Source organism: Blastocatellia bacterium, from assembly GCA_025054955.1.
Classification (GTDB): Bacteria; Acidobacteriota; Blastocatellia; order HR10; family J050; genus JANWZE01.
The window spans coordinates 48,970-73,653 of sequence record JANWZE010000130.1 but is presented as its reverse complement, the minus strand read 5'-3'; the positions used below and the strand labels follow the sequence as shown (position 1 = coordinate 73,653).

Below are 24,684 nucleotides of genomic sequence, written 5' to 3'. Positions count from 1 at the left end.
GGATGGGCTCTTGAAGCAGGTGAGGCTTCACAACGGTCAGGCTGCTTGCTGCGACGGGCGTACCCACCTATACTTGCCACCTGATGTTGACGCTGCACACACCGGTGACGCAATTAGGCAGATACGGCATCGCTCGCCTTGGTTCAACCACAGCGCATAAACTGGCGGCTGCGTTAGCCGCCGTGAGCAATAAAACCGACCCAGATCAAGTGACCGTGGAGGACCTGCTCTATTATTTACCCCTTCGCTATGAGGATCGCTCAAATCTGGCCACGATCAATCAACTCATTCCCGGTCAATATGCCTCTGTCGCGGTGCGCGTCCGCGTCTCAGGTTGCTATCCGGTCAAAGGCGGACGGTTGACCATCTTTGAGTTGGCGGCCACGGATGCAACCGGCCAGATTCGCGCGTTTTGGTGGAATCAACGTTGGTTGGAGCAATCGCTCAAGCAGGGGACACGGGTCATTCTGTATGGGCAGTGGCAATGGAATCCGCATAAACGGTGTTTGGAGGTGGAGAATCCGGACTTTGAAGTTTTGCCGGAGCGGGAGGACGCTGAACCCATTCATACAGGTCGGCGTGTTCCCATCTATCGTAAGCTGGGTAATTTTCGCAGCCGCCAACTACGCTCGTTGATCTACCACCTGCTCGCTCGATTATCGGCAGAGCATGTGCCTGAAGTGTTGCCGCCTGAAACCTTGTCCCGCTATGGCTGGATGAGCCGCTATCAGGCGCTCGTCAATGTCCACTTTCCCGCCGATGGCGCCTCGGTGGACGATTACAACGCAGGGCGCGCGCCGGCTCTTCAACGGCTGATCTTTGAAGAATTTTTCTGGCTCCAATTGGCTTTGGCCGTTCGGCGCCAGCAGCGCGAGCGCGCCCCCAAGGGAACGATTGTGCACGTGGACGATCGCGTGCGCGATATTGTCCGAGCCCTTCTGCCATTTCCGTTAACTGGCGCGCAACGTCGTGTATTGAAAGAGATCGTTGATGATTTAACGTCAGCCAGCCCCATGAATCGCTTGTTGCAGGGTGATGTAGGCAGTGGCAAGACGATCGTGGCCTTGCTGGCCATGGTGGTTGTCATCGAATCGGGCTACCAGACTGCTTTGATGGCGCCCACGGAAATCCTCGCCGAGCAGCACTATCGCACGCTCGCGCGCATTGTGGCCGGCACGCCCTATCGTCTGGAGCTGCTCACAGGGAGCATCAAGGGACGTCAGAAACGCGCGTTGTATCAGGCCATCGCTGAAGGAGACGTAGACCTCGTCATCGGCACGCATGCTTTGATTCAAGAGAACGTGCAGTTTCACAAACTCGGCCTGGTGGTCATTGATGAACAGCATCGGTTTGGCGTGCTGCAACGAGCCGAACTGATTCGACGCGGATACAACCCTGATGTATTGGTGATGACAGCCACGCCCATCCCGCGCTCGCTTGCCATGACGGTTTATGGCGACCTTGATGTCTCTGTGATAGACCAACTGCCGCCGGGTCGGACGCCGGTCAAGACGGTGCTGCGATTTGAAGATGCTCGTCAGAACATCTATCGCTTCATGGCCGAGGAAATCCGCGCCGGGCGTCAAGTCTACATTGTTTATCCGCTGGTTGAAGAATCAGAGAAGCTCGATCTGCTCAATGCCACGCAGATGGCCGAGCATTTACAGACCGTTGTGTTTCCTAAGTTCCGTGTCGGACTTTTGCACGGCAAGATGAAACCGGCTGAGAAAGAGGACGTGATGCGCCGGTTTGTCGCTGGGGAAGTGCATATTCTGGTCAGCACGACGGTCATTGAAGTCGGCGTGGATGTGCCCAATGCTTCGATCATGATCATTGAGCATGCCGAGCGGTTTGGCTTGGCGCAGTTACATCAGATGCGTGGCCGCGTGGGTCGGGGAGCGGCCAAGTCATATTGCATTCTGATGTCCAAGGAGGACATCTCCGACGAAGCGCGGCAACGTCTTGGCATCATGGTGGCCACCACTGACGGTTTCAAGATTGCAGAAAAAGACCTGGAATTGCGCGGCCCCGGAGAATTGATGGGGACCAGACAATCGGGCGTGCCGGTGTGTCGCATCGGCAATATTGTGAGAGACCAACAACTGCTGATCGAAGCCCGTCGGGAAGTGCAGCGCCTGACAGCAGCCGGCTGGAACTCGCCCGCGTTGAATCGCATCATCGAGCAGATTCGACAACAACCGCGCTTTGGGCTGGCCATGGTCGGATAAAAACATGACAACATGAGAGCGCATGTTGGGCTTTTTATCCAGTGACCTGACGAATGAAATTGATCCCATCCTGGATGACGCGGCGAGAGAAAATAATGCTCATGTGGCTGTGGGCGTAAGAGTGCATCGCCGGTCGTCCCCATGCTTCCCACAATTCATCAACGGTCTGAGGTCGAATGCCGAGGTCGTATTGGGATTTCATAAGCAAAATCTTATCAGGCGGCAGTTGAGGCCGATAGTACTTGGGCATGGCAATTTTCAAAACATCCTCTAGCTCCTCATAGGTAATGCCTGCCGCTTGCAGGGCTTGCTTCAACGGGGGCACTAAGGGGGAGTGCCAGGTAATATCGTCTGGCCGGACTGCCGGAATCATCAGTATGGAAAAATCCAGCCGCGCATCCAAGGCCGTAACCATCGCGCCGACCCAGCCGCCCAAGCTAATGCCCCATACGCCGACCGGCGATGATGCATCCGATTTAACCCAATTGATGACACTGCGGGTATCAGAGACGGCTTGACGGATCATTTCAATGCTCCGTTCGAGTTGACCGTTGATGGTAAACTGCCCGCTGAATTGGGACTGCTGCGGCTGACGACGCATGTGATAGGGTAGTTGAATCAACACCGCATGGATGCCGGCTTTGGCCAAATGTCGGCAGATGGCAGCGAACCAAACATAACTGAATGCCAACCACCCGTGCAGCACAATGGCCGTCGGCGCAGTGGGGCGTCGTTTTGTCTTGAAATAGCGACCATACACCGTATTGTTCTCCGGCCAAGGCGAGGTGTAGGCGCTGGGAAAGTGAAAGTCGAAAACGTCGTAATGTTCGGTTGTGCGAATGCGTTTGAACGATTCCGTTAGGGCCGGGGTGACGCTCGGTGCAGCGAAGAACTGATCAGGTGATTGCTGCTGTATGAACGCGCGATAGGTGATCATGTCTTGTCTTTGTGGTTGTTTGATAGAATCTCGCATTCGATGCGCCATCATGCCGAACACGATTCGGTCCAAAAGTTGCGCCAGTGGTTTCACACGATTTGCCTCATAGGAAATTTCAACTTGATTACCTCGCCTAGTGCGTGATAGCGAGCAGAAGTGGTTTCACACGGTTTGCCTCGTAGGAAATCTCAACGCTGACTAAACGGCTCCGACTTCGCGGTACTCTCCATAAACACGTCTGAGTCGGTCGCTAATTTCGCCGACTGTCGCATAGGACTGGACGGCGCGCAGAATATACGGCATCAAATTCTCATTGGTGCTGGCTGCCGCTTGCAGCTCTTCCAGCGCCGTCTCAACCGCTCGATGGTCACGTTCAGCTTTCACTCGTCTGAGCGAAGCGATCTGTTCCCGTTCAATCTCCGGGTCTATACGCAGCACTTCGATGGGCGTTTCTTGCTCCTGCGTGAACTTATTGACGCCGACGACGATTTCCTCTTGGCGTTCGAGCGCCTGTTGGTATTCATACGCAGCGCGTTCAATTTCGCCTTGCACCCATCCGATTTCGATCGCTTTGAGCATGCCGCCGAGCGCGTCAATCTTATCGAGATATTCACTGGCGCGGCGCTCAATTTCGTTGGTGAGCGATTCGACAGCATAAGAGCCGCCCAGTGGATCAACCGTGTCAGCCACGCCGGATTCGTAGGCGATGACTTGTTGTGTTCGTAGGGCTAGGCGAGCGGCATCTTCTGTTGGCAGGCCGAGCGCCTCATCGCGTGCGTTGCAATGAAGTGATTGCGTTCCGCCGAGCACGGCGGCCAGCGCTTGCAGCGTGACACGAACCACATTCACATCAGGTTGCTGCGCCGTCAGCGTTGAGCCGGCTGTTTGCGCATGAAATCGCAACATCATCGAACGTGGATCACGCGCCCCGAAGCGTTCCTTCATGATGCGTGCCCAGAGCCGTCGCGCCGCGCGGTACTTGGCAATCTCCTCAAGAAAATTGTTATGCGCGTTGAAGAAGAAACTGAGTCGCGGCCCGAAATCATCTACGTTCAAGCCGGCATCAATCGCCGCTTGGACATACGTGATGGCATTGGCAAAGGTGAAGGCGAGCTCTTGAACGGCGGTTGAACCGGCTTCACGAATGTGATAGCCGGAGATCGAAATTGTGTTCCATTTGGGCACATGTTGTTGACAAAAGGCGATGACATCCACCACCAATCGTAGACTGGGCTTGGGCGGATAGATGTAGGTGCCACGGGCGATGTACTCTTTCAAGATGTCATTCTGGACTGTTCCACTGAGTCGGTCGAATGGAATGCCTTGCTGGCGGGCGACGGCAAGATAGAGAGCCAGTAAAATAGCGGCCGTCGAATTGATGGTCATTGAGGTGGAGACTTTATCCAGCGGAATGCCATCAAACAGCACTTCCATGTCACGCAAGCTATCAATTGCCACGCCGACTTTACCAACTTCACCGCGAGCCAGCGGATGATCTGAATCCAAACCCATTTGCGTGGGCAGATCAAACGCGACCGACAATCCCATCTGTCCTTGTTCAAGCAAATACTTATAGCGCCGATTCGATTCCTTCGCCGTGGCGAAGCCGGCGTACTGGCGCATTGTCCAGAGGCGTTGACGGTACATGCCAGCGTGAATCCCGCGCGTGAACGGATATTGACCCGGTTCGCCAATGTGCATGTGTGGCTCCGTATCGGCTATGTCGTCAGCGCGATAGACTGGTTTCAACTCAATCTGTGATGATGTAACAAAGCGTGGCTTGCGTTCGGTTATATTGCTCATACTCAGGGCAGCAAATGTACTCAATCACTGACAGATTTGTAAATCCTGTGATAGACTAGGCGGCCTATGCAACTGGCGCGTGTGATTGGAACGGTTGTGGCAACGATCAAGAACGAATCATTAACCGGACGAAAGCTGCTTTACATTCAGTCCATCACCCCTGATGGCGCGCCCGTCGGCAAGCCGATGGTGGCCATTGACGCGGTTGGAGCAGGGGTTGGCGAGATCGTCTTTTGGTGTCGCGGGCGCGAAGCCAGTTTCCCTTTCTTACCCTACGATGTGCCCACTGAATGCACGATCGTTGGCATTGTGGATTCGATCCATGTGGCCCGGCCGTACCGACGGAGCGAAACGAAATGATCTTGGCGCGTGTCATTGGCAATGTGGTCGCCACACAGAAGAACGAGCGGTACAGTGGCGCTCGCATCCTCTTGGTGCAACCGATCCATCCGAATGGAACTGAGCGCGGCAATCCCATTCTGGCGTTGGATTGCGTTGATGCCGGAGAAGGCGACACGGTGGTGGTGGTGCAAGAAGGTTGGTCGGCTTCCACCGCCGCGACAGGTCGGCCTGAAGCAGCGATTGACGCAGCCATTGTCGGCGTCGTTGATACGATTGAGTTATTTGACAAATCGAATGAGTGAATAAGTGGATGGCCAAATGCATCGCCTCAGAGCGGCAGGCCGCTCAATGTGTGAACAGTTCATCGCTCACGGATCGTTTCAACGAACATGACCGATGACCACCAAGCACTCGACTGAGTGCTTGAGGTGGCGCTCTGTTGACGGAGGGTGGTTTCCTTCTGGGGTGCTCTTTACCGATTGCGGAATGCGGATTGCCAGCTTGATCGGGCTAACAGCGGGTTTCGTTTGCGTGTTCATTGCTGGCGGTAATTCTGTCCACTGCCGACGAGCCTTTGATTTGAACATCCATCTGAAAACCGCTGCAAATTGGCAAGCGGTCACGAGCTGCTGAACATAGCGATTTCAAGGGCAATGGGCATTGCTGTGGCGTTCACGCGCGCCTTGCGGGCAGTTGCTTGACACGCTCTTGGCCGTTGCTTAGGATGTTCGACGTGGGCCCTTAGCTCAAGCGGTTAGAGCAGCTGACTCATAATCAGCGGGTTGTAGGTTCGAGTCCTACAGGGCCCACCATGTTCCCTACCAATACCTCAACGTTGGTACGAACTGATGAGACACAAGGTCGCTAAAGATGTTGTCGCCATCATTCTCGGTGGTGGGCAAGGCGCTCGATTGTTTCCACTGACCAGAGATCGAGCCAAACCATCCGTGCCGTTGGCCGGCAAGTACCGGCTGATTGATGTCGCTGTCAGCAACTGCATCAATTCCGGCTTGCAAAGGATTTATGTGCTGACGCAATTCAACACAGCCTCACTGCATCGCCATATCACGCGGACGTATCGCTTCAGTGGTTTCAGTGAGCTGTCAGTGGATATTTTGCCGACGGAACAAACCCTTGAACATCGTGATTGGTTTCAAAGCACGACTGACGCTGTTCGCCGCGCCTGGCGGCACTTTGGTTCGGAACGGGTCGGGACGTGCCTCGTCCTTCCTGGCGATCATCTGTATCGCATGGATTATAGTGAGCTGATTGGCTATCACTGGGAGACGGGCGCTGATGTGACATTAGCTGTCACGCCGGTAGCCGAGGAGAAGGCCATGCACTGCGGCGTCGTGGTCGTTGATGAGCAGCAACGAGTCCACCTGTATTATGAAGAGCCACGCGGCTCAGCGTTGAGCGAGCTACGACTCGGCCTCACTGGCATGACGGACAAACCATACCTGGCTGCCATGGACGTGTATGTCTTCAAAAAGTCTGTCCTGGAACAACTATTGGCGCGGGTTGATCCAACGTTTGATTTCGGCATGGAACTGCTACCACGCGCCGTTCGAGACTATGACGTTCGGGCCTTTCGGTTTGACGGATATTGGGAAAAGATTGGCTCTATTAGCTCGTTCTATCGCGTGAGCCTCGATCTGGCGCGGTCCGATTCGCCATTCAGTTTTTATGATCCGGAGGCGCCGATTTACACGCGGCCGCGCTCATTGCCCTCGGCCAAGCTGATCAGTTGTCAGATTCGCGATTGCTTGCTGGGTGAAGGCATCATTGTGAGCGGCGCTCGCTTGAGCCAGTGTATTGTCGGCATTCGCACGCGCATCGAGCCGGGCGCTGACATCTCACAGACGATTATCATGGGCGCCAGTCGCTACCAGACGGTTGAGGAGATTCACCACGATTGGCAACAAGGCCGTCCCATTCTGGGCATTGGCGCGGGCGCTGTCATTCGTCGAGCCATTTTGGATAAAAATGTTCGTATCGGCGCGGGCGCGCGGATCGTCAACGAGGCTGGTCTGCGCCATGTGGACGGTGACAATTACTATATCCGCGAAGGCATCGTCATCATTCCACGCAAGGCAGTGATTGCGCCGGGAACGGTGATTTGATACGCAGAGGCTGAGAAACGATCGGCGTTTCCCCTTCTGAAGCGCCGCCTGTGAAGATTCAAATCGGATCGCTCTGTTTGCATGTTGCCCGCGTATGCACGTTGCCCTAGAGCGACTTTCAGTTGCCTTTCGCTGGGGACACCACATCTTGCAGGCTCATGCACGCTGGAAACGTGCGCTCCTAGGGCAAACTCATTCACAAACCGCTCTAGTGTGGTGGTGGCTTGGGCAAGCCGCGATGACAGGTGTAACAGTTGATCTGGCCCCCGGGAACGTCCTTGTTCATTTGGTTCGTTTGCTTGACCAGTTGAATCCACTTACGTGAGACGTCTTTCATCGGGTGAGGTTTCTCAAATGCGCCAGGGACGTGACAGTAATCACACGTCACACCGAGCGACACCGTGATGATACCCATGATGGTTTGAAAGTCAGTTGGCGGCACGCCTTTGAGCACTTGAATATCTTTGAACTGATCTTCTGCCTTCGGGCCTGGTCCCGGCCGAGGTTCTAATGAAGGCAATGGTGGAGGTGGAGTGGAGGCCGCTGTCGTGCTACCGGCTGCGCTACCAGCCGCGCTACCGGCAATAGGCGGATGGCCTTCCGGTAGAGTTTGACCAGTGGCGCCGGCTTGGCTGCTGCCATCGGCGTTGATGGGTGGATGGTCAGGCGGCAGGTCGCGCGTTTGCCGGGCTGTCGCTGTGCCAGCTTGGCCCAGTTCATCGCGTTGCACTGCGTTGGTGATCGAGAATGTGATGAAAAATCCTATGACGAGGCCAAGTGCGCCATACCAAAAATCACTCACTTTCCAGGAAGCTACTTTCGTTGGTTCTGTTGACATGGTCTGTATTTCTCCGAGCTGGTATTGTAGCAAACTGTTGTTTCGTTGCCTACACCACGACCTGGTTAAATCTTCCGTTGCTTGGGATCGAGCCACTGACGCAATCCGTCGCCGACAAAGTTAAAGGCCATCACGGTGAGCATAATCGCTAAGCCGGGGAAGATGACCATGTGCGGCGCCAGCGTCAAGTAGCCTCGGCCTGCGTCGAGCATCTTGCCCCAACTCGGCTGCGGCTCTTGCACGCCGAGGCCGAGAAAACTCAGACTCGCTTCGGCTAGCACAACACCAGCCATTCCCAATGTTGCTTGTACAATGAGCGGCTGAACGCAGTTGGGCAAAATGTGCTGCAGCAGGACGCGCGCGTCGGTTGCGCCGAGGGCTTTGGCGGCTGTGACGAAATCGTTTTCTTTGACTTTGAGCACCTGCCCGCGAATGAGCCGCGCATATCCGACCCAGCCGATCACACAGAGCGCAAGGATCAAATTGCTCAGTTGCGGTCCCAGAAAGGCAACCATGCCGATGGCGAGCAAGAAGCCAGGGAACGCAAGGAATGTGTTGAACAACAAATGCGACACAATTCGATCAACCCATCCGCCGTAGTAGCCAGCAATGGCGCCGATGATAGTGCCGATGGTGGCGCTGATCACAACGACCGTTACACCGACGCTCATGGAGACACGCGCGCCAAACAGCATCCGTGAATAAATGTCGCGTCCGAATTGATCCTGCCCGAACCAATGCTCGGCTGAAGGCCCGCTCAGACGTGTTGACAGGTGAAGCGCCGTGATGCTGTCGGTTGCTAACTGTGGGGCAAACAGTGCCGCCACGCTCAACAACGCGATAATCACGCATCCGACAATGGCCAAACGATTCATACTTGAGTGTCAGGTCTCGGCGGAGCCGCTCTGCGCGGCACAAACGCGAGCGACTGTGAAAGTCATTCGACCATGTAGAGCAGCCCCAGGCTGTAGATTCACTCTCATTCCACCTGAATTCGTGGGTCAAGCACGCGATACAGCAAGTCTGTCGCTGTGTTGACCACGACATACGATAATGCGATGACCAGGATGCAGCCTTGAACAAGCGGGTAATCACGCGCTTCGATTGCCTCGATCGTCAGCAGGCCGATCCCCGGCCAGTTGAAGATGCGTTCGGTGATGATCGCTCCGCCGAGCAAGACGCCGAACTGCAAGCCGATGATTGTCACGACAGGGATCAGTCCATTTTTCAGCGCGTGTTTATACACCACAATGCGCTCGGTCAGTCCCTTGGCGCGGGCTGTTTTCACATAATCCTGACCCAGTTCTTCGATCACGCTTGAGCGCACCATGCGCGTCAGAATCGCAGCCAGCGCGGCGCCCAACGTGATCGCCGGCAGAACAAGATGGAGCGGCCCACCAACCCCTGACGGAGGCAGCCATCGCAGGTTGACCGCAAACAGCAAAATCATCAGCGGCCCCAGGGCAAAATTGGGAAGGGAAATTCCTAAGAGCGCAATGACCGAGGCCACGTTATCAGTCAGCTTACCTTGATGCGTGGCAGCCGTGACGCCCAGCGGAATGGCCAGCGTGATTGAGACAATGAGCGCAGCCAGCGCCAATTGGAGCGTGGCCGGATAGCGTCCCAAAATCTTATCAAACACGGGCTGACGATCAAAAAATGAGACGCCAAGATCGCCGGTGAAGAGCTGCTTCCAGTAATTCAGGTATTGTTGCCAGAGCGGTAAATCCAACCCAAAGCGCTGGCGCATTTCAGCCACTTGTTCTGCGGTGGCGCGCTCGCCCAGGTAGGTGAGCACCGGATCGCCCGGCACGATGTGAATCAGCAAAAAGACCAGCGTGACTACAGCCCACACAACCGGCAAGACCAGCAACAAACGACGTGACAGGATTTGGACTAGCCTATTCACGGCTCGTCATCATCAGCACAAGGATACATTCAACGGTGTCGTGCAACCAGCATATTCATTAGGTAAGCGCAAAGACAGCCAGCCTTAGGCACGGTTGGTGGCCTCAAGCCGCTTAGCTTGAGGCCATCAACCACGTGAAGCCGGTCAATATGAGCATTGAGAAAATCAACCGGACAGGCTCGACAGATGGTTCATCGGTCGAGCCTGTTTATTCGGTCAACTGGTTGAAACGTTATTGTGGGAGTTCCGCGCCCGGCGGCACGATCCACATCTCGACACGACGATTGGCCGGGTCCGCTTCAGTCGCCACAACTGTTCTGACCACGAGCCGGTCTTGCTGGATACCTTTCTCTCTGACCAGATAGTTGACGACGTTGTTGGCGCGCTGTTGAGCCAGTCGAGGCCGCTCACCCTTGTTGGCATAACCGTAGATGAGAAGTCGAGCACCGGGCTCTTGCTGCAGGCGTAGCGCGATGTCGTCCAGAATCGCCTTGTGGACGTTATTGACACGTGCGCTGCGAGCCGGGAATTCAAGAACCATCTCGACCTTCTCGGCTTCCGGTTTTCTGACTGAGCGCACCGTCAGCCGGCACGTGGCCGTGTCTGTCAATCCTTTATCATCGCTCACGGTCAGCGTGATCGTGATCTCCACAGGCGGCGCGCCCGGTCCTGCTGTTACGCCTGTTGTATCGAGCGTGACATCAGAGCCGCTGCCTCGGATTTGGCCGGCTGTCGTGCTCCACCGATAGGTAAGCCTATCGCCATCTGGATCGCTCGCAACCGCGCTGACGCGCACGGATTCGCCATCGGTGATCTGACCGGGCACGAGCGCCGTGCCGATCACCGTGTTGCAGTTGACACTGCGGATGGATGGCGGGCGATTGACGGGCGGTGCAGGCGGTTGAACCACGCGAATCGTGATTGAATTAGAAGCGGTGCCGCCTTTCTTATCGTCTACCGTGACAGTGACCGTATATTCGCCCGGTGCCAAGCCGGTTGTGTCAAAGATAATGGACGGCCCAGAACCGATGATTTGTCCGGCTGAGGCCAACCACGAATAATCGAGCACATCGTTATCAGGGTCCATGGCGCGAGCCGTAATGTTGACTCGCTCGCCGGGTTGTACTGTAGTCCGGTCCGCTTCAAGAAAGACGGATGGTGGGCGATTCGGCGGCGGTGGCGGGATCACTTCCTTGCGCCGGCCAAACGCCACATTGAACACGAATCCGTTGACGTCATCTGACCCAATAGCGACAGGCCCTAACGTCGTTCGCCCTGGAGGAATGCCGGGAATTGTGCGACCTTCCGCGCCGTTGAGCAACCGGCGATAGCCGCCACCCAGCTCAAATTTTCCGTCATAGGCAAAGTAGCGCAACCCAACAATCAGATCAACCGGGTTGATCGGATTCAAATTGGGCGTGCCGCTGCCGACGTAAACGGTGCTGTTGACTTCGCCGGTCAGAACGACTTTCTGCGCGGGAGCGATTTCCACACCGCCGTTGAGCAAGAGTTGATCACGGCGATCGAGCAGTTTGATGTTGTTTCGATCAGGATCGCCTGAACGGATGTAGCCGATATTCTCCGAGAAGCGGACGCGATGGCCGGCGAATGACTGACCCAAAATCACCATCGGGCCGAAATCAATCTCGCCATGTCCGCGACCATTGGCCATCCCGTGAAAGTTATTTGTTGAAGAAAAGCGAAACAGACCGGCTACAGCCAGACTGAAGCCGCGGTCGGCGTGTACCAGATTCACTTTGGTTCCGGCCGTGATGTTGCCCAGACCGTTGCCTGATGTTGAAACTTCATAACCGCCCGTTCGCGGATTGAAGTAGGCTTGTCCAAAGAACGGCAATTCGTTATAGAATGACGGGCGGTTCGCGACGAGTCGGCCAAAGATCGAGCCCGGTGGCGGCAGAATACCGCCGACCCGAGAGCCGCTATTGACGAAGAATGCAGCCGCGGCATCGCCGCGCCCGCCCACGCTGGGGCCAAACGCGGCAATGGGATTGCCGCCAAATTGTGACCGGCGACCATTGAACTGCGGGCCTGACAAACCCAAAATCGCCGTTCGTGTGGAGGTCACCTGCTGGAAGACATCCACATTTGCGAACACTTCCCATCGGTCAGTCAGACCCAGCGTGAAATTGACGGGAATTTGATTGATGTCTAAATCACCCGGATCACGATCATAGTTATTCCAAAACACACCGAACGTTAGCTCACCGGTCTTCAGTGTGCGCGTGCCCAGTGTATTGAACAGACCAGTGCTACTGCCTCCGAACACCGTAGGCGTGACTTGATAACTCGGTTCGATGGTTTTGTCTTGAGCTAAAGCTCCCGATGGACCCATGAGCACCATCAGTCCAACCAGCAAGAGGACAAGTAGACGTTTATTCATTGTTTTATTCTCCCAAGTAACCAGCTCGCCGGCTTACCCTCCATACCGGCGAGCCGAAGTGAATGATAGGAAATCGGGGAACTATGAGATGGCGCCAACTCAGGTAGGCCGCGCCAGTCTCTTTCTTGATTTGCCAAGAACCATACCGACATGCCGATTATTTTAGCTCCCCTCAAGGAAGCAAAATACTATCTCATCCAACCGCATTTCACAAGAGGATGCCACGCATGCGTTACTTCCGGTTCTTCCTGTTCTGCTCTTGCAGTGCTTCCTATTCTGGTCTTGCGGCCCGGATGTTGAGCAGTGATGCGGGGAATGGATCATCGCTCTCCGGGAAATGGCCACAGAGAGCATAGAGGGCACGGAGAGGAAAGGAATGGAGGGCAGAGATGCAGAGGACTCGCGGCTGACTCTGCAACGTCAGTGGCTTGATTCATGCCTCCTGCCAGAATGTGGCACAGGCGTTCCCGCCTGTGATTCATTTTCATCTGTCGTGCCGAGCGAACGCTCATGGGCGATTACCCTGAGATGGTGGAGCCAGAAAGCGAATGACGAGGCAAACGGCGGGAGAAGTCGTTTGATGCGGCCGGTGGCGAACTAAGGCGGAGTGAATTGCCGATCACAGATAAACTGGATAGAAGCATCGCGCCGGCTGCCATGATGGGGTTCAAGATGCCGGCGATAGCCAAGCTGATGCCGAGGCCATTGTAAAGAAACGCCCAAAACAGATTCTGTCGCACTACGCGCCAGGTTCTTTGGGCAAGATCAAAGGCGCTCAGGATTTTGTGCAGCGAATTGGTGATCAATACCATCGCAGCGGCCTTCATAGCGATGTCCGTGCCTGAGCCAAGAGCGATGCCGAGGTTTGCCTGTGCCAATGCAGGCGCATCGTTGATGCCGTCGCCTACCATGGCGACAACGGAGCCGCTCTGTTGAAGTTTTCTAATCACGTCGGTTTTATCTTCAGGTAACGCCTCGGCGACAAAATCATCCGCGCCAATGGCGCGAGCCACGTATTCAGTTGTTGCTCGCGCGTCGCCCGACAGCACGATGACGTTGATGCCGCGTTGTTTCAACGCGCGGACCATCCGGGCGGCTTCGGGCTTCAGGCGGTCGCCAAAGACGAGCAGTCCTTGAAGCTGGGCGTCCCATCCAAAGAAGGCGACGGTGTACCCTTGTTGTTCCCAGCGGCTGGCGCGGCGCTCCAAGCGAGCATCAAGAACGCCGGACATGTCTTCTGCTAGCCGGCGGTTTCCGATGAAAACGCGGTGGCCGGCCACAACACCGGTGATGCCTTGCCCTTTTCGCACGTGGACCTGGCTCGCCTCCTCAAGTTCAATGCCATGCTGTTGCGCCTGCTTGACCAAAGCGCCGCCCAGCGGGTGTTCGGAGTAGCGTTCCAGCGATGCGAGCACTCCGATTGCGGATTGCGAATTGCAGATTGCGGATTGAAGAATCCCGGCTCCCAAATCCGAACATTCGGGATATGTTGATGGGATCGGGGCCGGATCGGCGTCTGAGATGAACTCACAATGCAGCAGCGCGAATTGCCCTTCGGTCACCGTGCCGGTTTTATCCAAGACAACCACATCCACGTTGCGGATCGTCTCCAGTACGCGACTGTCACTGACCAAAATTCCGCGGCGACAGGCGGCGCCTATTGCTGTTGTGATGGCCAACGGCGTGGCGATGCCCAACGCGCACGGGCAGGCGATGACCAACACCGCGATCGCACGCATGAGTGCTTCGTGCACACCGCTGGCACCCAGCCACCAATAGCCGGCCAACGTCACAGCAGCCAGCAGGACGACAATAGGCACAAAGATGCGGGAGATGCGGTCAACCGTCCGCTCGATTGACGAACGGCTGCTCATGGCTTCTTCGACTAGCCGAACGATCTGCGCCAGCGTGGTATCGTTGCCAACTTTTATGGCGCGGACATGAATGACGCTGCCCAGGTTGACGCTGCCGGATACGACTTCGCTTCCCGGCCCTTTGCTCACCGGCACCGATTCCCCCGTCAGCAATGATTCGTCAACATGCGTGTAGCCTTCCATTACAGCGCCGTCTGCCGGAATGCGCTCGCCCGCTTTGACGACAAAGACATCGCCGACGTCGAGCGCGTCAATTGAAACGAATCGTTCACGACCGCCGGCTAGCACGCGCGCTTTTTTCGGCATCAAGCGATAGAGCAGCGTGATGGCTTGCGCCGTCTTCTCTTTTGCGCTCCGCTCGATCAATTTTCCAACCAGCACCAGCGTGACGATTGCTGCGGCCGTGTCGAAATAGACGTGCGTCTCGCCACGAACTGCCTGCGCGGCGCTGTAGACATAGGCTGCCAAAATACCGAGCGCGAGCAATGTCTCCATGCGAATGACTTTGTTGAGCAAGCCCCGCCAAGCCAGTTGCAGAATGGGTCGGGCTGAATAAAAAACGACCGGCGTGGCCAGCGCCATCAGCAGAAACGGCAGATAACGGCGGATGCTCTCAGCAATTGGCTCGAAGAAGCTGACGTAAAGCGCCGTGCTCAGTGTCATGATGTTCAGCCACAGGAAACCGGCCACGCCCATTCGCAGTAACAAGTCTCGCTGTTCAGCCTGAGCGGTTTCGTTCTCGCCGGTGTAGGGACGCGCCTGATAACCCAGTTCCGTAATCCGTTGGACAAGACGCTCCGGCGGCAAATAGTGTGGGCAGTACTTCACCTTAACCAGATCGGATGCGAAGAACGCTTCCGCCGAGACAACGCCACGCTCAGCGGCGAGCGCGTGCTCAATGAGCCAGGCACAGGAGGAACACCATAGGCCTGAGACGTGCAACAGCACTTCCTCTGTCGGGGCGTCGGGTGGGAGGTCGGCAGCCGGCTTGTTGCGCCGCCCATTGCTGTTGGCGACGAGCCCGAGTTCCAGACTTCGCTTGAAGAGTTCGGTTTCGCGAAGCGCTTGGCCGCTCTGGACGACGCCGCTCTCCAACAAAATGGTGTAGACCTTGAGGCAGCCCATGCAGCAAAACGACCGTTCTACTCCATCGAAGCAGCCGAGCAACGGGCGTCGGCCGCAATCAAGCCCACACAGGTCACAAGTTTTCTCGCTCGGCTCACCTTTCATCGGCGTGACTCAGCATGATGCTGGCTCGAGCCGGCATTCATCGGCCGGCCTTGCTCGTTCAGGATGATCGGATTGGCGCTCTTGGCGACAACATAAAGGGTGATCAGTATGGAAATGAACAGCATCACAATGAAGCCAAGCATCAGCTTCAGGATCGCCCCCTGATTTCGTGAGAGAAACTCTATGGCTCGCATGCTCACGGCAATGACCTCCCTGTCGGCGTGATGAACGTCAAGTCAAAAGCGTCGCTGACATTTTCCGGCGCCACGTGCGCGACGATCTGAAAGTGATTCACGCCAGGCGGCAGCATAGATGGCGGAACAGCGATTTCAAATTCTTGCTCGCTCTGCTCGCCCGGTTTCACCAGCAACGGATTCTGCGTGGACATCAAGCGAGCGCCCGGCAAATTCACCAATGAGAGTGTGAGCATTGCGTCGTGATGACCGCGATTGGCGACCGTCAACCGAAACTGATTCTGGATTTGTCCGTCCGGTCCAATTCGGTAAAGGGTCGTTCGCACGGGCGTGACGCGCACCAACACATCCCGTCGCATGGAGAGCGCCACGAACAACCCAGCGCCATAAAACAGCACCACTAGCAAGATGACCACTCGCTTGGCGTCTCGCAGGCCCAGCCGGCGATACCAAACCGGTTTCTTTTCTTGCAACAACTCGCCATGCTCGCCCCATGCATAGTGAATCAGTCCTTGTTTACCGAGCTTGCCAAGCACCTCGGCGCAGGCGTCAATGCACTCGCCGCAGTGAATGCACTCGATCTGGTAGGGCGACGTGCGAATGTCAATCCCCATTTCGCACACGCGCACGCACTTCTTGCATTCGATGCACTCACGGTTTTCATCGCGGTAATGCACGATCAGCGTATTGTCATCCGAGAGCATGCCTTGCAGATACCCGTATGGGCACACGCTCGTGCAGAATCGTTGTCGAACCAATGTGAAGTCCAGAAAGGTGATCAGCGTCGTCGTGGCGCCTGCGATGCCGCCTGCCGTCTTGATGTCCAGTGACATGAGTCGCCAAAACAGATCGCGTGGCTCAACGAAGTATGAGATGAACACGAAGGCCAGAAACACCGACACCACGCCGAGCGCCAGATAGAAAAGCGCGCGACTGATCCGTTGGCGTTGTCGGGCCTTCAGGTCAATGAAGCGTTTGTTGATGAAACGCCGGATGCGCTCCTCAATCGCAATGGATGCTTCGCTGAAGATCAACTGCGGACAGAGATAGCCGCAGTAAAATCGCCCATAAAAGATCGAAACTGCCGCGATGAGGAACAGCAGGAACATCAGCGCGAAAAAGATGATGCCGAATTCATTGATCCACAGCTCGTAGCCAGCGAAATAAAATCGTTGGCGCGGAATGTCAAACCGCATTACGTCAAAGAATGGCAGCGCGATGAAGATGATGACGCAGATCAGATGAACCGCCTTGCGTAGGCGGTGATACGAGATGCCCTTAGGGAGGGTCTGGGCCGATGGCTGCCCTGAGGTTTTGGCCGCCGGCGGGCATGTTGGTCGTGGTTTGACCGGTTTCGTTATGACCGACGTTGAGTCATTCTTCACAAGACAACCCTCAGTGATGGCAGCACGGAGCGTCGCCATGGCCGAGCAGTGGTGCGGCCATCACGCCGCGCCAAATCAAAAAAGCGCCGAGCAACGTCACGCTCACCGCTGCCAGTCGTGTTCCCCAGCGTCCCAATTTCAGACTGAACGCGGAGGAGCACAATCCAACGGCCAGCAACGCGCCGACCGTGCCCAAGCCGAATGCGAACATGGTCAGCGCCCCGCCAAGTGGCGTCGCCGAGGCGATAGCTTTGAGCAGCGCCGCATACACCAGTCCACATGGAAGAAAACCAAGCATCAATCCCAGACGAAACTTGCTGGCTACAGTTGGCGAGGCGATTTGACAATTCAGCGGTCGGAACAGGCGCATGGTGAAGCGAAGCGGATCAAATCGCTGAATGGCCGTAAGCGGCATCAGATCGAGCATCACCAGACCGGTTAGCACCATGAGTCCTCCAACGATGATCGCCACCACATTCTCGATGCCGGCCAGTTGTCCGATTAACCCGATTGTTCCGCCGGTCAATCCGCCCACGGCGCCAAGCGTCATGTAAGTCACAATGCGTCCGAGATTGTATGAAAGGTGGGCAACGAGCACGTTAGCGCGCCGTCGGCGTGAATTGCCGGTTGCGTGTGAGCCAAGCGGCAAGCTGTAGGAGAGGACGATCGGCCCGCACATCTGCACGCAGTGAAGGCTGCTCAGGAGCCCAAAGCTGAAGATGAGATAAAATTCCAAGAGCGTCATAGTGTAACGTTACCCATAGAAGACGCGCATGGCCGCAGAGAATTTGCTTGCTGCAACAAGTCGGTGGAGAACCATCACCGGAGCGCCGTTCTCCGACCGCCCGCAAGGCGATGAGCTGGAGGCGCAGGTGGCCAGAGCGGGCCATCTGCACAGACTGACATCCGAGGGGCGATCACCGAGAAATTTGCAGCGTTGTAGTGGGCTATTCATATTTGATCTTCGGATTCCTGACCGGAACCGTCACGCACTCCCGGTAGAACTCAAATCGTTTCATTTTGATCGCGTGGGTCGGACAGCGCGATGCGCACAGCGCACAGCGAATGCACGTCGTCTCGTCTTTCAACATCACGCCGCCGAGTTGATCCAGTTCCTGATCGCTCAACGTCTCCAAATCGGCGAGCGTGATGCCGAACGTTTCCGCGGCGAGCTTCATCAAGCGTTCCTCCATGCGCAATTGATGAAGGCCCACGAGCCGGATGATATTCTGAGGACAGATGTCCACGCAGCCATTGCAGGCGATGCAAATATCGGTGTCAAACACGGTGTTGATGTTGCAGCGCAAACAGCGTGACGCTTGTTGCTGCGCTTCGGCTTCAGGAAACGGCGCTTCAATCGTATCGAGTGAGGCGATCCGTCGTTCAGCTTCCACGACTGGCGGGTGGCGGCGCTCCAGCCGCTCCCAACCTTCGAGCATGGTGTAATCAGCGGGCAGCCAGCGTTTGCGCACCACCACGTCGGTTCGCGTGCCGCGCAAGTAGTCGTGCATCGAGCGCGCTGCGATCTGAGCCGACGCGATGGCGTGAATAAAGAGTCGCGGGCCGTGCGCAATGTCGCCGCAGGCGAAGACGTCGGGGGCGCTGGTTTGATAAGTCTCTGGATCAACTTTAATCAACCCACGCTCGACTTCGACGCCATCTTCTGGCGAGAGAAACGAGAGGTCCGAGGTTTGGCCGATCGCAAAGATAATCGTGTCGGCAGGGATGTCTTCGACATGAGATTCATCAAATGTGGGATTGAAACGTCTCTCGGCATCGAAGACCGACACGCATCGGATCGTTCGCAGGCCGGTGACGGCGCCGTTACTGCTGAGGATTTCCTTCGGACCACGCGCGTTGTGCAGGATGAGGCCCTCTTCTTCGCCTTCAAGAATTTCCGTCTCGTCGGCGGGCATCTCGTGGCGTTGCTCCAGACAGACGATATGAACTTCTTTGTCGCCGCTGAGGCGCAGGGCTGAACGCGCCACATCATACGCGATGCGTTCTCCTCGCTCGATGTCCGAGGCGGCCTCTTCGCTCATGACCTGTTGCACCGGACGAAGCGCTGAGCGGGCAACATCATACGCCACGTTGCCACCGCCGATGACAACAACACGTTTGCCCAGCGGCAGCGGCGTGCCTTCATTGAAGGCGCGTAGGAAATCCATCCCATCGTAAACCTGTGGCAAGTCGAAACCGGGAATTGGCAGCTTCCGCCCTTTGGGCAGACCGACGCCGAGGAATATGGCTTTGTATCCCTGGCGCCTCAGATCGCTGATGGTGAAATCGCGACCCAGGCGCATATTGCACTTGAGTTCCACGCCGAGCGAGAGGATGGCATTGATCTCATGCTCGACCAGCTCACGCGGCAAGCGAAACACTGGCACGCCCACTGTGAGCATGCCGCCCGGTTTGGTGTGCGCTTCAAAGACGGTCACCCGGTAACCGAGTTGTGCCAGATCGTGAGCTACCGTGAGCCCGGAGACTCCAGCGCCCACCACGGCGACCTTTTCATAATCGCCGCGACCCGGCGGCAACATGCGTTTGTCGCAGGCGTCGAGATAGAACTGATAGTCGCCGGTCTCCGGGCCGAACTTCTCGGTCACGAATCGCTTGAGCGCGCGGATCGTGATCGGCGCATCAATGTCGCCACGCCGGCAGTTGACCTCGCACGGCGCCCCACAGACGCGCCCACAGATCGAAGCAAACGGATTCGTCGCCCGTGCCAGCCGATATGCGTCTTCATAGCGTCCTTCGGCGATCGCCGTCACGTACCCGCATGCGTCGGTGTGCACAGGGCAGGCGTCCTGGCACTTGATCATCTTGATCCAGTAATCGGTGCCATCCGGCACGTCCAGCTCGTAGGGCTTTTTGTTCATTGTCGTCCGTTAGTCCTCGTGAAATTTTCTCCAGGCAAAGCTAACGACGATGATGCCGTAGATCAGCGCTAACGCCGCCACAATGTACATCAGCGCCGGCGATGATTGCGTCACCTCATTGAATTGCTGCACCAGGATGCCACGATCCTCGTGCGTCGTCTCGCCATACATGTAGATGAAGAAATACGCCAGACAGCCGCCAGCAATGACAATGAAGGCCACCTTCAAGAACGTCGGCACATCTGTGCCCTTGCGCTCGGTGATCCAGCCGTCGGCATACTCTTTGATCTCCTGTTGGGGTTGAGTCTCGGCCATACTTACCTCCTCAGGCGGTTTTGTTCGCCTCTTCGTCCACGCGATCATCATCAGCAAGCATCCGGTACTTGGGCGACTCGCCGTCAGGTCCCCAATAGCCATCTTTGAATGACCGCAAGAAGAAGATGATCGCGCCGATGAGCAATAAGGCGAAGAAGAAATACGCAAAGAAGATGCTCGGATAAACATAATCTCGCATAAGGCCATCCCTTGTGATTTGTTACTCGTTGTTCGTCGTTTGCCTCAGACCATGCTCGAGCAGCAACCAATGACAATAACAAGTAACCGATAACCAATGGCTATTTCTCATAATCGTTCTCGGGCCGCCACTGCTTGGCGCGACCGAGCGATTGCAAGTACGCTACAATCGCTTGAAACTCTTCTTCGTTGTTGGCGATCCAAGGATATGGCGGCATGATCGAGCCAGGCACCAAATCACGCGGATTGCGGAAGTGCGTCCGATGCCACTGCGTGTCGTACTTGCCACCAACGCGCGATAGGTCTGGGCCGGTGCGTTTGGTGCCGAACAGGTGCGGGTTGTCGTACACGAACTCATCGGGCGTTGAGATGGGCGAGTCCACACCTCTCCAACCCGATCGTTTCGTGTCGGCGAGCAACGTGCGCGTCTGTTGTGTGTGGCAGTACCAGCAGCCTTCACGGATGTAGATGGCGCGGCCTTTCAGCTCTTGTTCGGTCAGTGGTCGGAGCTTGCCCGTTGGTCCGCGGCTCGGATCGGCATTTTCAAATGGCTTAGCCCAACTCTTATCCACCAGCGGTGGAACCACGGTCGTCAGCAGTCCACCAATGAAAAACAGAATCAGGGCGCCCGCGACGAGCGCCACAGCACTGAAATCGGCTTTTCGCAACATATCTGCCTCCTTACATCAATGCGCTGGGAGCGTAGGCATCTTGTCTGCCCCGTTTCACCTTCGACAGGCGACACGCTTGCAAGCGCGCTCCCGGGTTTTTTCCTCCTTCGTCATGCGGCCGCTGCTTTCGCTGGCTTCGCGCCAACCATCGTGGCCAGGATGTTGTAAGCAAAGGTGACGATACCGAGGAACATCAACACGCCGGAGAAGAAGCGCACCGTCCACACCGGTTTCAACGCCACTACTGTATCAATGAACGGAATCGCCGGATTGTTCCACTGCCAGCCTTGCCAGAAGCCACCCAGCCAGAGCGTCACGAAAAATCCTAATCCACCGATCAGGAACAACCAAAAACTCCAATTGGCCAGCGCGTCCGAATGCAGCTTTGTTTTGAACATGCGTGGGACGATGTAATAGCTGCCGGCAATGGCAAAGAACGAGAAGGCGCCGAGCACCGCCATGTGCGCGTGACCGGGAATCCAATCGGTCTTAGAAACTATGGCGTTGACCGAGCGCAAACTGTGCATCGGCCCTTGGAAACAGGTGAGCAGGTAGAACACGACACCCGACATGAGGAACTTCAGCGGCACATTATCGCGCAGTTGATGCCACTGCCCCTTCATCGTGGCGAAGAAGTTATAAACCACAGCCCACACAGGAATCAGCAGCATGACCGAGAAGACAATGGCAATCGTCTGCAGCCACTGCGAGATCGGCCCATGGAGCATGTGGTGCGCGCCGGTCCACACGTAGACGAACGCCAGCGACCAGAAGCCGATCATCGAAAGCTTGTGACTGAACAGCGGCGTGTTCGATGCTTTCGGGATGAAGTAGTAAGCCAGCGCCAAGCCGATCGGTGTGAAGATCAACCCGACAGCGTTGTGCACGTACATCCAATTCAAATTCGCTTGATTCACGCCGGTGGTGAACAGCACCGCGAAGTTGCCTGTCAGGTAAACAAACGCCGTCCACAAGATGCAGCCCATTACGTACCAGATGGTCACGTACATCTGCTGATATTTCCGCGCCGCAACCGTGGCAAAGATGTTCACGCCGAACATCACCCAAGCAATCACCACCAGCACATCGAGTGGCAGCGGCAGCTCAGCATACTCCAATCCCTGGTTCCACCCGGCCAGCATCGAGACGACGGCGCCCAGTACGATCACATTCCACAGCACGGCGGTTGCTACGCCGAGCTTTTCACTCCACAATTTGACGCCGCACAGTCGTGGCACAACGTAGTACGTCAAGCCCATGCTGGCCGCGAGCAGCCAGCCAAAGAGCATCCCGTTGACATGCAGCGCGCGCAACCGACCATACGACAACGGCGCGACTGTCCCGAGCAGTTGCGGCCAGACGAATTTGGCCGCAATCGTGATGGCCACGATGCCGACGATGAAAAAGTATGTGATAGAGCTCACGAGAAAAAATTTGGCGGTGGTGTCCTCATGCATGCGAGAGATGGCGGCTTCTCTTTCAGCTTGGAGTTCTTTCTCTGTCTGCATAGTACCTCCCCAGCGGCACAGACTCGTTGGCTGTGCTAATTGGTTTGATTCAAACTTCTGAGATAATTGACCAGGTCGCCGACATCGTTTTGCGACAGCCCATAGTCAATCCACGGCGGCATGGCGGTTCCTTGCACGCCGTACATGATGGCGTCGAACAATCGGCGATCACTGACGCTATTGATGAAATCGCGGTTGCGCAGATTGCGTGGGCGGGGCAGGATGTCCAGTGAATTTGGCCCCTTGCCATCAGCTTTCCGCCCGTGGCACCCTGTGCACCGCTGCAAGTAGATTCGCTCACCGCGCGCGACCGATTCGCCGCTCATCGCGACCGGATTGTGCGCCGGCACGTTCCGCGCTTTCAGCTCCCGGCGCGGCTCGCGCACGAAGGTTTGCCAAATGTAATTGAGCAGGTCGCGAATCTGCGCGTCGTTAAGCACTTTCCCCCATGCCGGCATGGACGTGCCAGGCACACCTTCTTTGATGGACATGATGAATCGCTCTTCTGGCTTGCTATTCATGAAGGCGACCTTGGTCAAATCGCGCGGGTATGGGTCCAGATAGAGAGCGATCAGGCCGTGCCCATCGCCTTTCTCGCCGTGGCAGCGTGCGCAGAGATTTTTATATGCCTCGGCGGGCGTCGCCGTCGGCGGCGGCGTTGTCAGGCTCTTCAGGTATTGTGTCATCGAAAGGAATTCGCTATCGGAGAACCCGAACGCCGGCATGATCGAATCCGGCACACGCGAGCGCGGATCGCGGAAGTGATCCATCAGCCACGACTCGTCTCTGAGCAGACCTTCAAACGAAAGATCGGGCGCGATCCCGCCGTCACGATCGCCAATCTTGTGGCAGGCGGCGCACGCGCGCTCATTGATCAGCCGCTCGCCACGGGCGGCCGCGCTCACACCGGCCACTTCGGTTGTGGGTTGGGTGGCCGGCTCGACCTTGCTCTCTCGTATTCGTGCGCGATACCGCTCGAGCGACGTTTCAGCAAAGTTCATCCCGCGCCGGCTCTTGAGGAACACGACGAGCGATTTAACGTCCTCGTCGCTCAGGTTAAACTTCGGCATAGAAGAGACGGCGCTATTGGCGCGTGGCTCGACGATAGATTCCCACAGATAATCGAGCTTGAACTTTTTGCCGACTTCCGTTAAATCGGGTCCGAGTGTGCCCGTGGACATCCCTTCGATGCGATGGCAGCCGTAGCAATTCTTTTCAAAGAAGAGCTGCCGACCACGCGAGACCAGAGGCGTGCTCTTGAAATTTTCTTCGGTGTGGCACTGGGCACAATTGGCTTGCATGAACTCTTTGCCGAGGAGCTTCGGTTTGAACTCCGCTCGCCACGTCTCTTGCGTCGTGTAGCCCAGCAGCGGTTCTGGCCAGAAGTGATCCTCGCCATGCGCATAGAATGTTTCCAGCCCACGCCCTTGCCCATCGTGACAGACCGTGCAGCCGAAATCAGAAAACTTGTGTCGCCGCTCCCAACGGCCATTGACAAACGTGTCTCCCAGCGCCTCCGAATTAGGGTGCGTGCGCAACGGCTCGGCATGAGCTTTGAATCGCGGGTCATCTATCGCGATATGGCACGTGGTACACCGGTCTACACGCGCTTCGCCGAATTGCGTGACGATGATTTGTTCAATGCGTGGGCGACGCCCTTCCAGCGCCGCGCGTTCGGCATCCTTCGTAGCTAGCCCACGCGCTTGCTCAAAGTAGGCCGTCTGGTGGTCTTCCCACTGGTGAAAGAATTGGTCATAAAAGACAATTCCATGTATGATCAAAGCGACAAAACTCGAAATGGCCAGCGCCACTCGCATACGCTCACTCCTCAACAATCAGAGATCAGACT

Annotated in this window: 20 protein-coding genes and 1 tRNA gene; 5 read left to right on the top strand and 16 right to left on the bottom strand. The window is 56.4% G+C overall.

The annotated features are described in order from the left end of the window. Window positions 1–83: 83 nt before the first annotated feature. Window positions 84–2,228 carry an ATP-dependent DNA helicase RecG gene (gene recG / locus NZ823_16190; GenBank protein ID MCS6806666.1) on the top strand — a complete coding sequence of 715 codons (2,145 nt, stop codon included), beginning with the start codon at window positions 84–86 and terminating at the stop codon, window positions 2,226–2,228. A 34-nt stretch (window positions 2,229–2,262) separates the two neighbouring features. Here the strand turns inward: recG and NZ823_16185 are convergent, their stop codons facing one another. Together NZ823_16185 and NZ823_16180 are read right to left on the bottom strand one after the other, a co-directional pair. Continuing rightward, window positions 2,263–3,258: an alpha/beta fold hydrolase gene (locus NZ823_16185; protein MCS6806665.1), complete on the bottom strand. Its 996-nt coding sequence runs from the start codon at window positions 3,256–3,258 to the stop codon at window positions 2,263–2,265. Window positions 3,259–3,363: 105 nt separating this feature from the next. After that, window positions 3,364–4,968, bottom strand: a complete 1,605-nt coding sequence (locus NZ823_16180; protein MCS6806664.1) for a methylmalonyl-CoA mutase family protein — start codon at window positions 4,966–4,968, stop codon at window positions 3,364–3,366. Between the two features lie 66 nt (window positions 4,969–5,034). Between NZ823_16180 and NZ823_16175 the strand changes: the two genes are divergently transcribed. The 4 genes from NZ823_16175 to NZ823_16160 all read left to right on the top strand — a co-directional run bounded on the left by NZ823_16175 (window position 5,035) and on the right by NZ823_16160 (window position 7,433). Further along, complete coding sequence (locus tag NZ823_16175) at window positions 5,035–5,328, top strand: EutN/CcmL family microcompartment protein (GenBank protein MCS6806663.1); 294 nt, start codon at window positions 5,035–5,037, stop codon at window positions 5,326–5,328. Beyond that, window positions 5,325–5,612 (top strand): EutN/CcmL family microcompartment protein, encoded by a 288-nt coding sequence (locus NZ823_16170; GenBank protein ID MCS6806662.1) that lies wholly within the window; start codon window positions 5,325–5,327, stop codon window positions 5,610–5,612. Before NZ823_16175 ends, NZ823_16170 begins: the two co-directional genes overlap by 4 nt. Window positions 5,613–6,045: 433 nt before the next feature. After that, window positions 6,046–6,122: transfer RNA gene (locus NZ823_16165), tRNA-Ile, on the top strand. Window positions 6,123–6,158: 36 nt separating this feature from the next. After that, window positions 6,159–7,433 (top strand): sugar phosphate nucleotidyltransferase, encoded by a 1,275-nt coding sequence (locus NZ823_16160; GenBank protein ID MCS6806661.1) that lies wholly within the window; start codon window positions 6,159–6,161, stop codon window positions 7,431–7,433. Between the two features lie 208 nt (window positions 7,434–7,641). Here NZ823_16160 and NZ823_16155 read toward each other — a convergent pair whose 3' ends face one another. From NZ823_16155 to NZ823_16090, 14 genes are all read right to left on the bottom strand, one after another. Beyond that, the gene (locus NZ823_16155; protein ID MCS6806660.1) at window positions 7,642–8,271 is read right to left on the bottom strand and encodes a photosynthetic reaction center cytochrome c subunit family protein; all 630 of its coding nucleotides are present in this window, start codon (window positions 8,269–8,271) and stop codon (window positions 7,642–7,644) included. Window positions 8,272–8,336: 65 nt separating this feature from the next. Beyond that, complete coding sequence (locus NZ823_16150; GenBank protein ID MCS6806659.1) at window positions 8,337–9,146, bottom strand: ABC transporter permease; 810 nt, start codon at window positions 9,144–9,146, stop codon at window positions 8,337–8,339. A 104-nt stretch (window positions 9,147–9,250) separates the two neighbouring features. After that, window positions 9,251–10,180 carry an ABC transporter permease gene (locus tag NZ823_16145; GenBank protein MCS6806658.1) on the bottom strand — a complete coding sequence of 310 codons (930 nt, stop codon included), beginning with the start codon at window positions 10,178–10,180 and terminating at the stop codon, window positions 9,251–9,253. A gap of 232 nt (window positions 10,181–10,412) precedes the next feature. Further along, window positions 10,413–12,581, bottom strand: coding sequence for a PKD domain-containing protein (locus NZ823_16140; GenBank protein MCS6806657.1), 2,169 nt, complete (start codon window positions 12,579–12,581; stop codon window positions 10,413–10,415). Between the two features lie 518 nt (window positions 12,582–13,099). Then, window positions 13,100–15,685 carry a cation-translocating P-type ATPase gene (locus NZ823_16135; GenBank protein MCS6806656.1) on the bottom strand — a complete coding sequence of 862 codons (2,586 nt, stop codon included), beginning with the start codon at window positions 15,683–15,685 and terminating at the stop codon, window positions 13,100–13,102. Continuing rightward, a complete protein-coding gene (locus tag NZ823_16130) occupies window positions 15,682–15,885 on the bottom strand; it encodes a hypothetical protein (protein ID MCS6806655.1) in 204 nt (67 codons plus the stop codon). The genes NZ823_16135 and NZ823_16130 overlap by 4 nt, the downstream gene beginning before the upstream one ends. Next, the gene (locus NZ823_16125; GenBank protein MCS6806654.1) at window positions 15,882–17,264 is read right to left on the bottom strand and encodes a 4Fe-4S binding protein; all 1,383 of its coding nucleotides are present in this window, start codon (window positions 17,262–17,264) and stop codon (window positions 15,882–15,884) included. The genes NZ823_16130 and NZ823_16125 overlap by 4 nt, the downstream gene beginning before the upstream one ends. Before the next feature lie 10 nt (window positions 17,265–17,274). Continuing rightward, on the bottom strand, window positions 17,275–18,009 hold the full coding sequence (locus tag NZ823_16120; protein MCS6806653.1) for a sulfite exporter TauE/SafE family protein: 735 nt from the start codon (window positions 18,007–18,009) through the stop codon (window positions 17,275–17,277). A gap of 202 nt (window positions 18,010–18,211) precedes the next feature. Further along, window positions 18,212–20,143: an FAD-dependent oxidoreductase gene (locus NZ823_16115; GenBank protein ID MCS6806652.1), complete on the bottom strand. Its 1,932-nt coding sequence runs from the start codon at window positions 20,141–20,143 to the stop codon at window positions 18,212–18,214. A 9-nt stretch (window positions 20,144–20,152) separates the two neighbouring features. After that, a complete protein-coding gene (locus NZ823_16110; GenBank protein ID MCS6806651.1) occupies window positions 20,153–20,458 on the bottom strand; it encodes a hypothetical protein in 306 nt (101 codons plus the stop codon). A 10-nt stretch (window positions 20,459–20,468) separates the two neighbouring features. Continuing rightward, window positions 20,469–20,657, bottom strand: a complete 189-nt coding sequence (locus tag NZ823_16105) for a cbb3-type cytochrome oxidase assembly protein CcoS (protein ID MCS6806650.1) — start codon at window positions 20,655–20,657, stop codon at window positions 20,469–20,471. 100 nt (window positions 20,658–20,757) lie between these two features. Then, window positions 20,758–21,327: a cbb3-type cytochrome c oxidase subunit II gene (locus NZ823_16100; protein ID MCS6806649.1), complete on the bottom strand. Its 570-nt coding sequence runs from the start codon at window positions 21,325–21,327 to the stop codon at window positions 20,758–20,760. Between the two features lie 110 nt (window positions 21,328–21,437). Next, on the bottom strand, window positions 21,438–22,835 hold the full coding sequence (locus NZ823_16095; GenBank protein ID MCS6806648.1) for a cbb3-type cytochrome c oxidase subunit I: 1,398 nt from the start codon (window positions 22,833–22,835) through the stop codon (window positions 21,438–21,440). 35 nt (window positions 22,836–22,870) lie between these two features. Then, the gene (locus tag NZ823_16090) at window positions 22,871–24,652 is read right to left on the bottom strand and encodes a c-type cytochrome (GenBank protein MCS6806647.1); all 1,782 of its coding nucleotides are present in this window, start codon (window positions 24,650–24,652) and stop codon (window positions 22,871–22,873) included. Between the last annotated feature and the right edge of the window lie 32 nt (window positions 24,653–24,684).

Bases quoted from the DNA above. Each gene is read 5' to 3' on its own strand.
- recG (MCS6806666.1), top strand. From the start codon at position 84: ATGTTGACGCTGCACACACCGGTGACGCAATTAGGCAGATACGGCATC.
- NZ823_16105 (MCS6806650.1), bottom strand. From the start codon at position 20,657: ATGCGAGATTATGTTTATCCGAGCATCTTCTTTGCGTATTTCTTCTTC.
- NZ823_16090 (MCS6806647.1), bottom strand. From the start codon at position 24,652: ATGCGAGTGGCGCTGGCCATTTCGAGTTTTGTCGCTTTGATCATACAT.
- NZ823_16120 (MCS6806653.1), bottom strand. From the start codon at position 18,009: ATGACGCTCTTGGAATTTTATCTCATCTTCAGCTTTGGGCTCCTGAGC.
- NZ823_16135 (MCS6806656.1), bottom strand. From the start codon at position 15,685: ATGAAAGGTGAGCCGAGCGAGAAAACTTGTGACCTGTGTGGGCTTGAT.
- NZ823_16175 (MCS6806663.1), top strand. From the start codon at position 5,035: ATGCAACTGGCGCGTGTGATTGGAACGGTTGTGGCAACGATCAAGAAC.
- NZ823_16180 (MCS6806664.1), bottom strand. From the start codon at position 4,968: ATGAGCAATATAACCGAACGCAAGCCACGCTTTGTTACATCATCACAG.
- NZ823_16170 (MCS6806662.1), top strand. From the start codon at position 5,325: ATGATCTTGGCGCGTGTCATTGGCAATGTGGTCGCCACACAGAAGAAC.
- NZ823_16155 (MCS6806660.1), bottom strand. From the start codon at position 8,271: ATGTCAACAGAACCAACGAAAGTAGCTTCCTGGAAAGTGAGTGATTTT.
- NZ823_16100 (MCS6806649.1), bottom strand. From the start codon at position 21,327: ATGTTGCGAAAAGCCGATTTCAGTGCTGTGGCGCTCGTCGCGGGCGCC.
- NZ823_16150 (MCS6806659.1), bottom strand. From the start codon at position 9,146: ATGAATCGTTTGGCCATTGTCGGATGCGTGATTATCGCGTTGTTGAGC.
- NZ823_16095 (MCS6806648.1), bottom strand. From the start codon at position 22,835: ATGCAGACAGAGAAAGAACTCCAAGCTGAAAGAGAAGCCGCCATCTCT.
- NZ823_16115 (MCS6806652.1), bottom strand. From the start codon at position 20,143: ATGAACAAAAAGCCCTACGAGCTGGACGTGCCGGATGGCACCGATTAC.
- NZ823_16160 (MCS6806661.1), top strand. From the start codon at position 6,159: ATGAGACACAAGGTCGCTAAAGATGTTGTCGCCATCATTCTCGGTGGT.
- NZ823_16110 (MCS6806651.1), bottom strand. From the start codon at position 20,458: ATGGCCGAGACTCAACCCCAACAGGAGATCAAAGAGTATGCCGACGGC.
- NZ823_16140 (MCS6806657.1), bottom strand. From the start codon at position 12,581: ATGAATAAACGTCTACTTGTCCTCTTGCTGGTTGGACTGATGGTGCTC.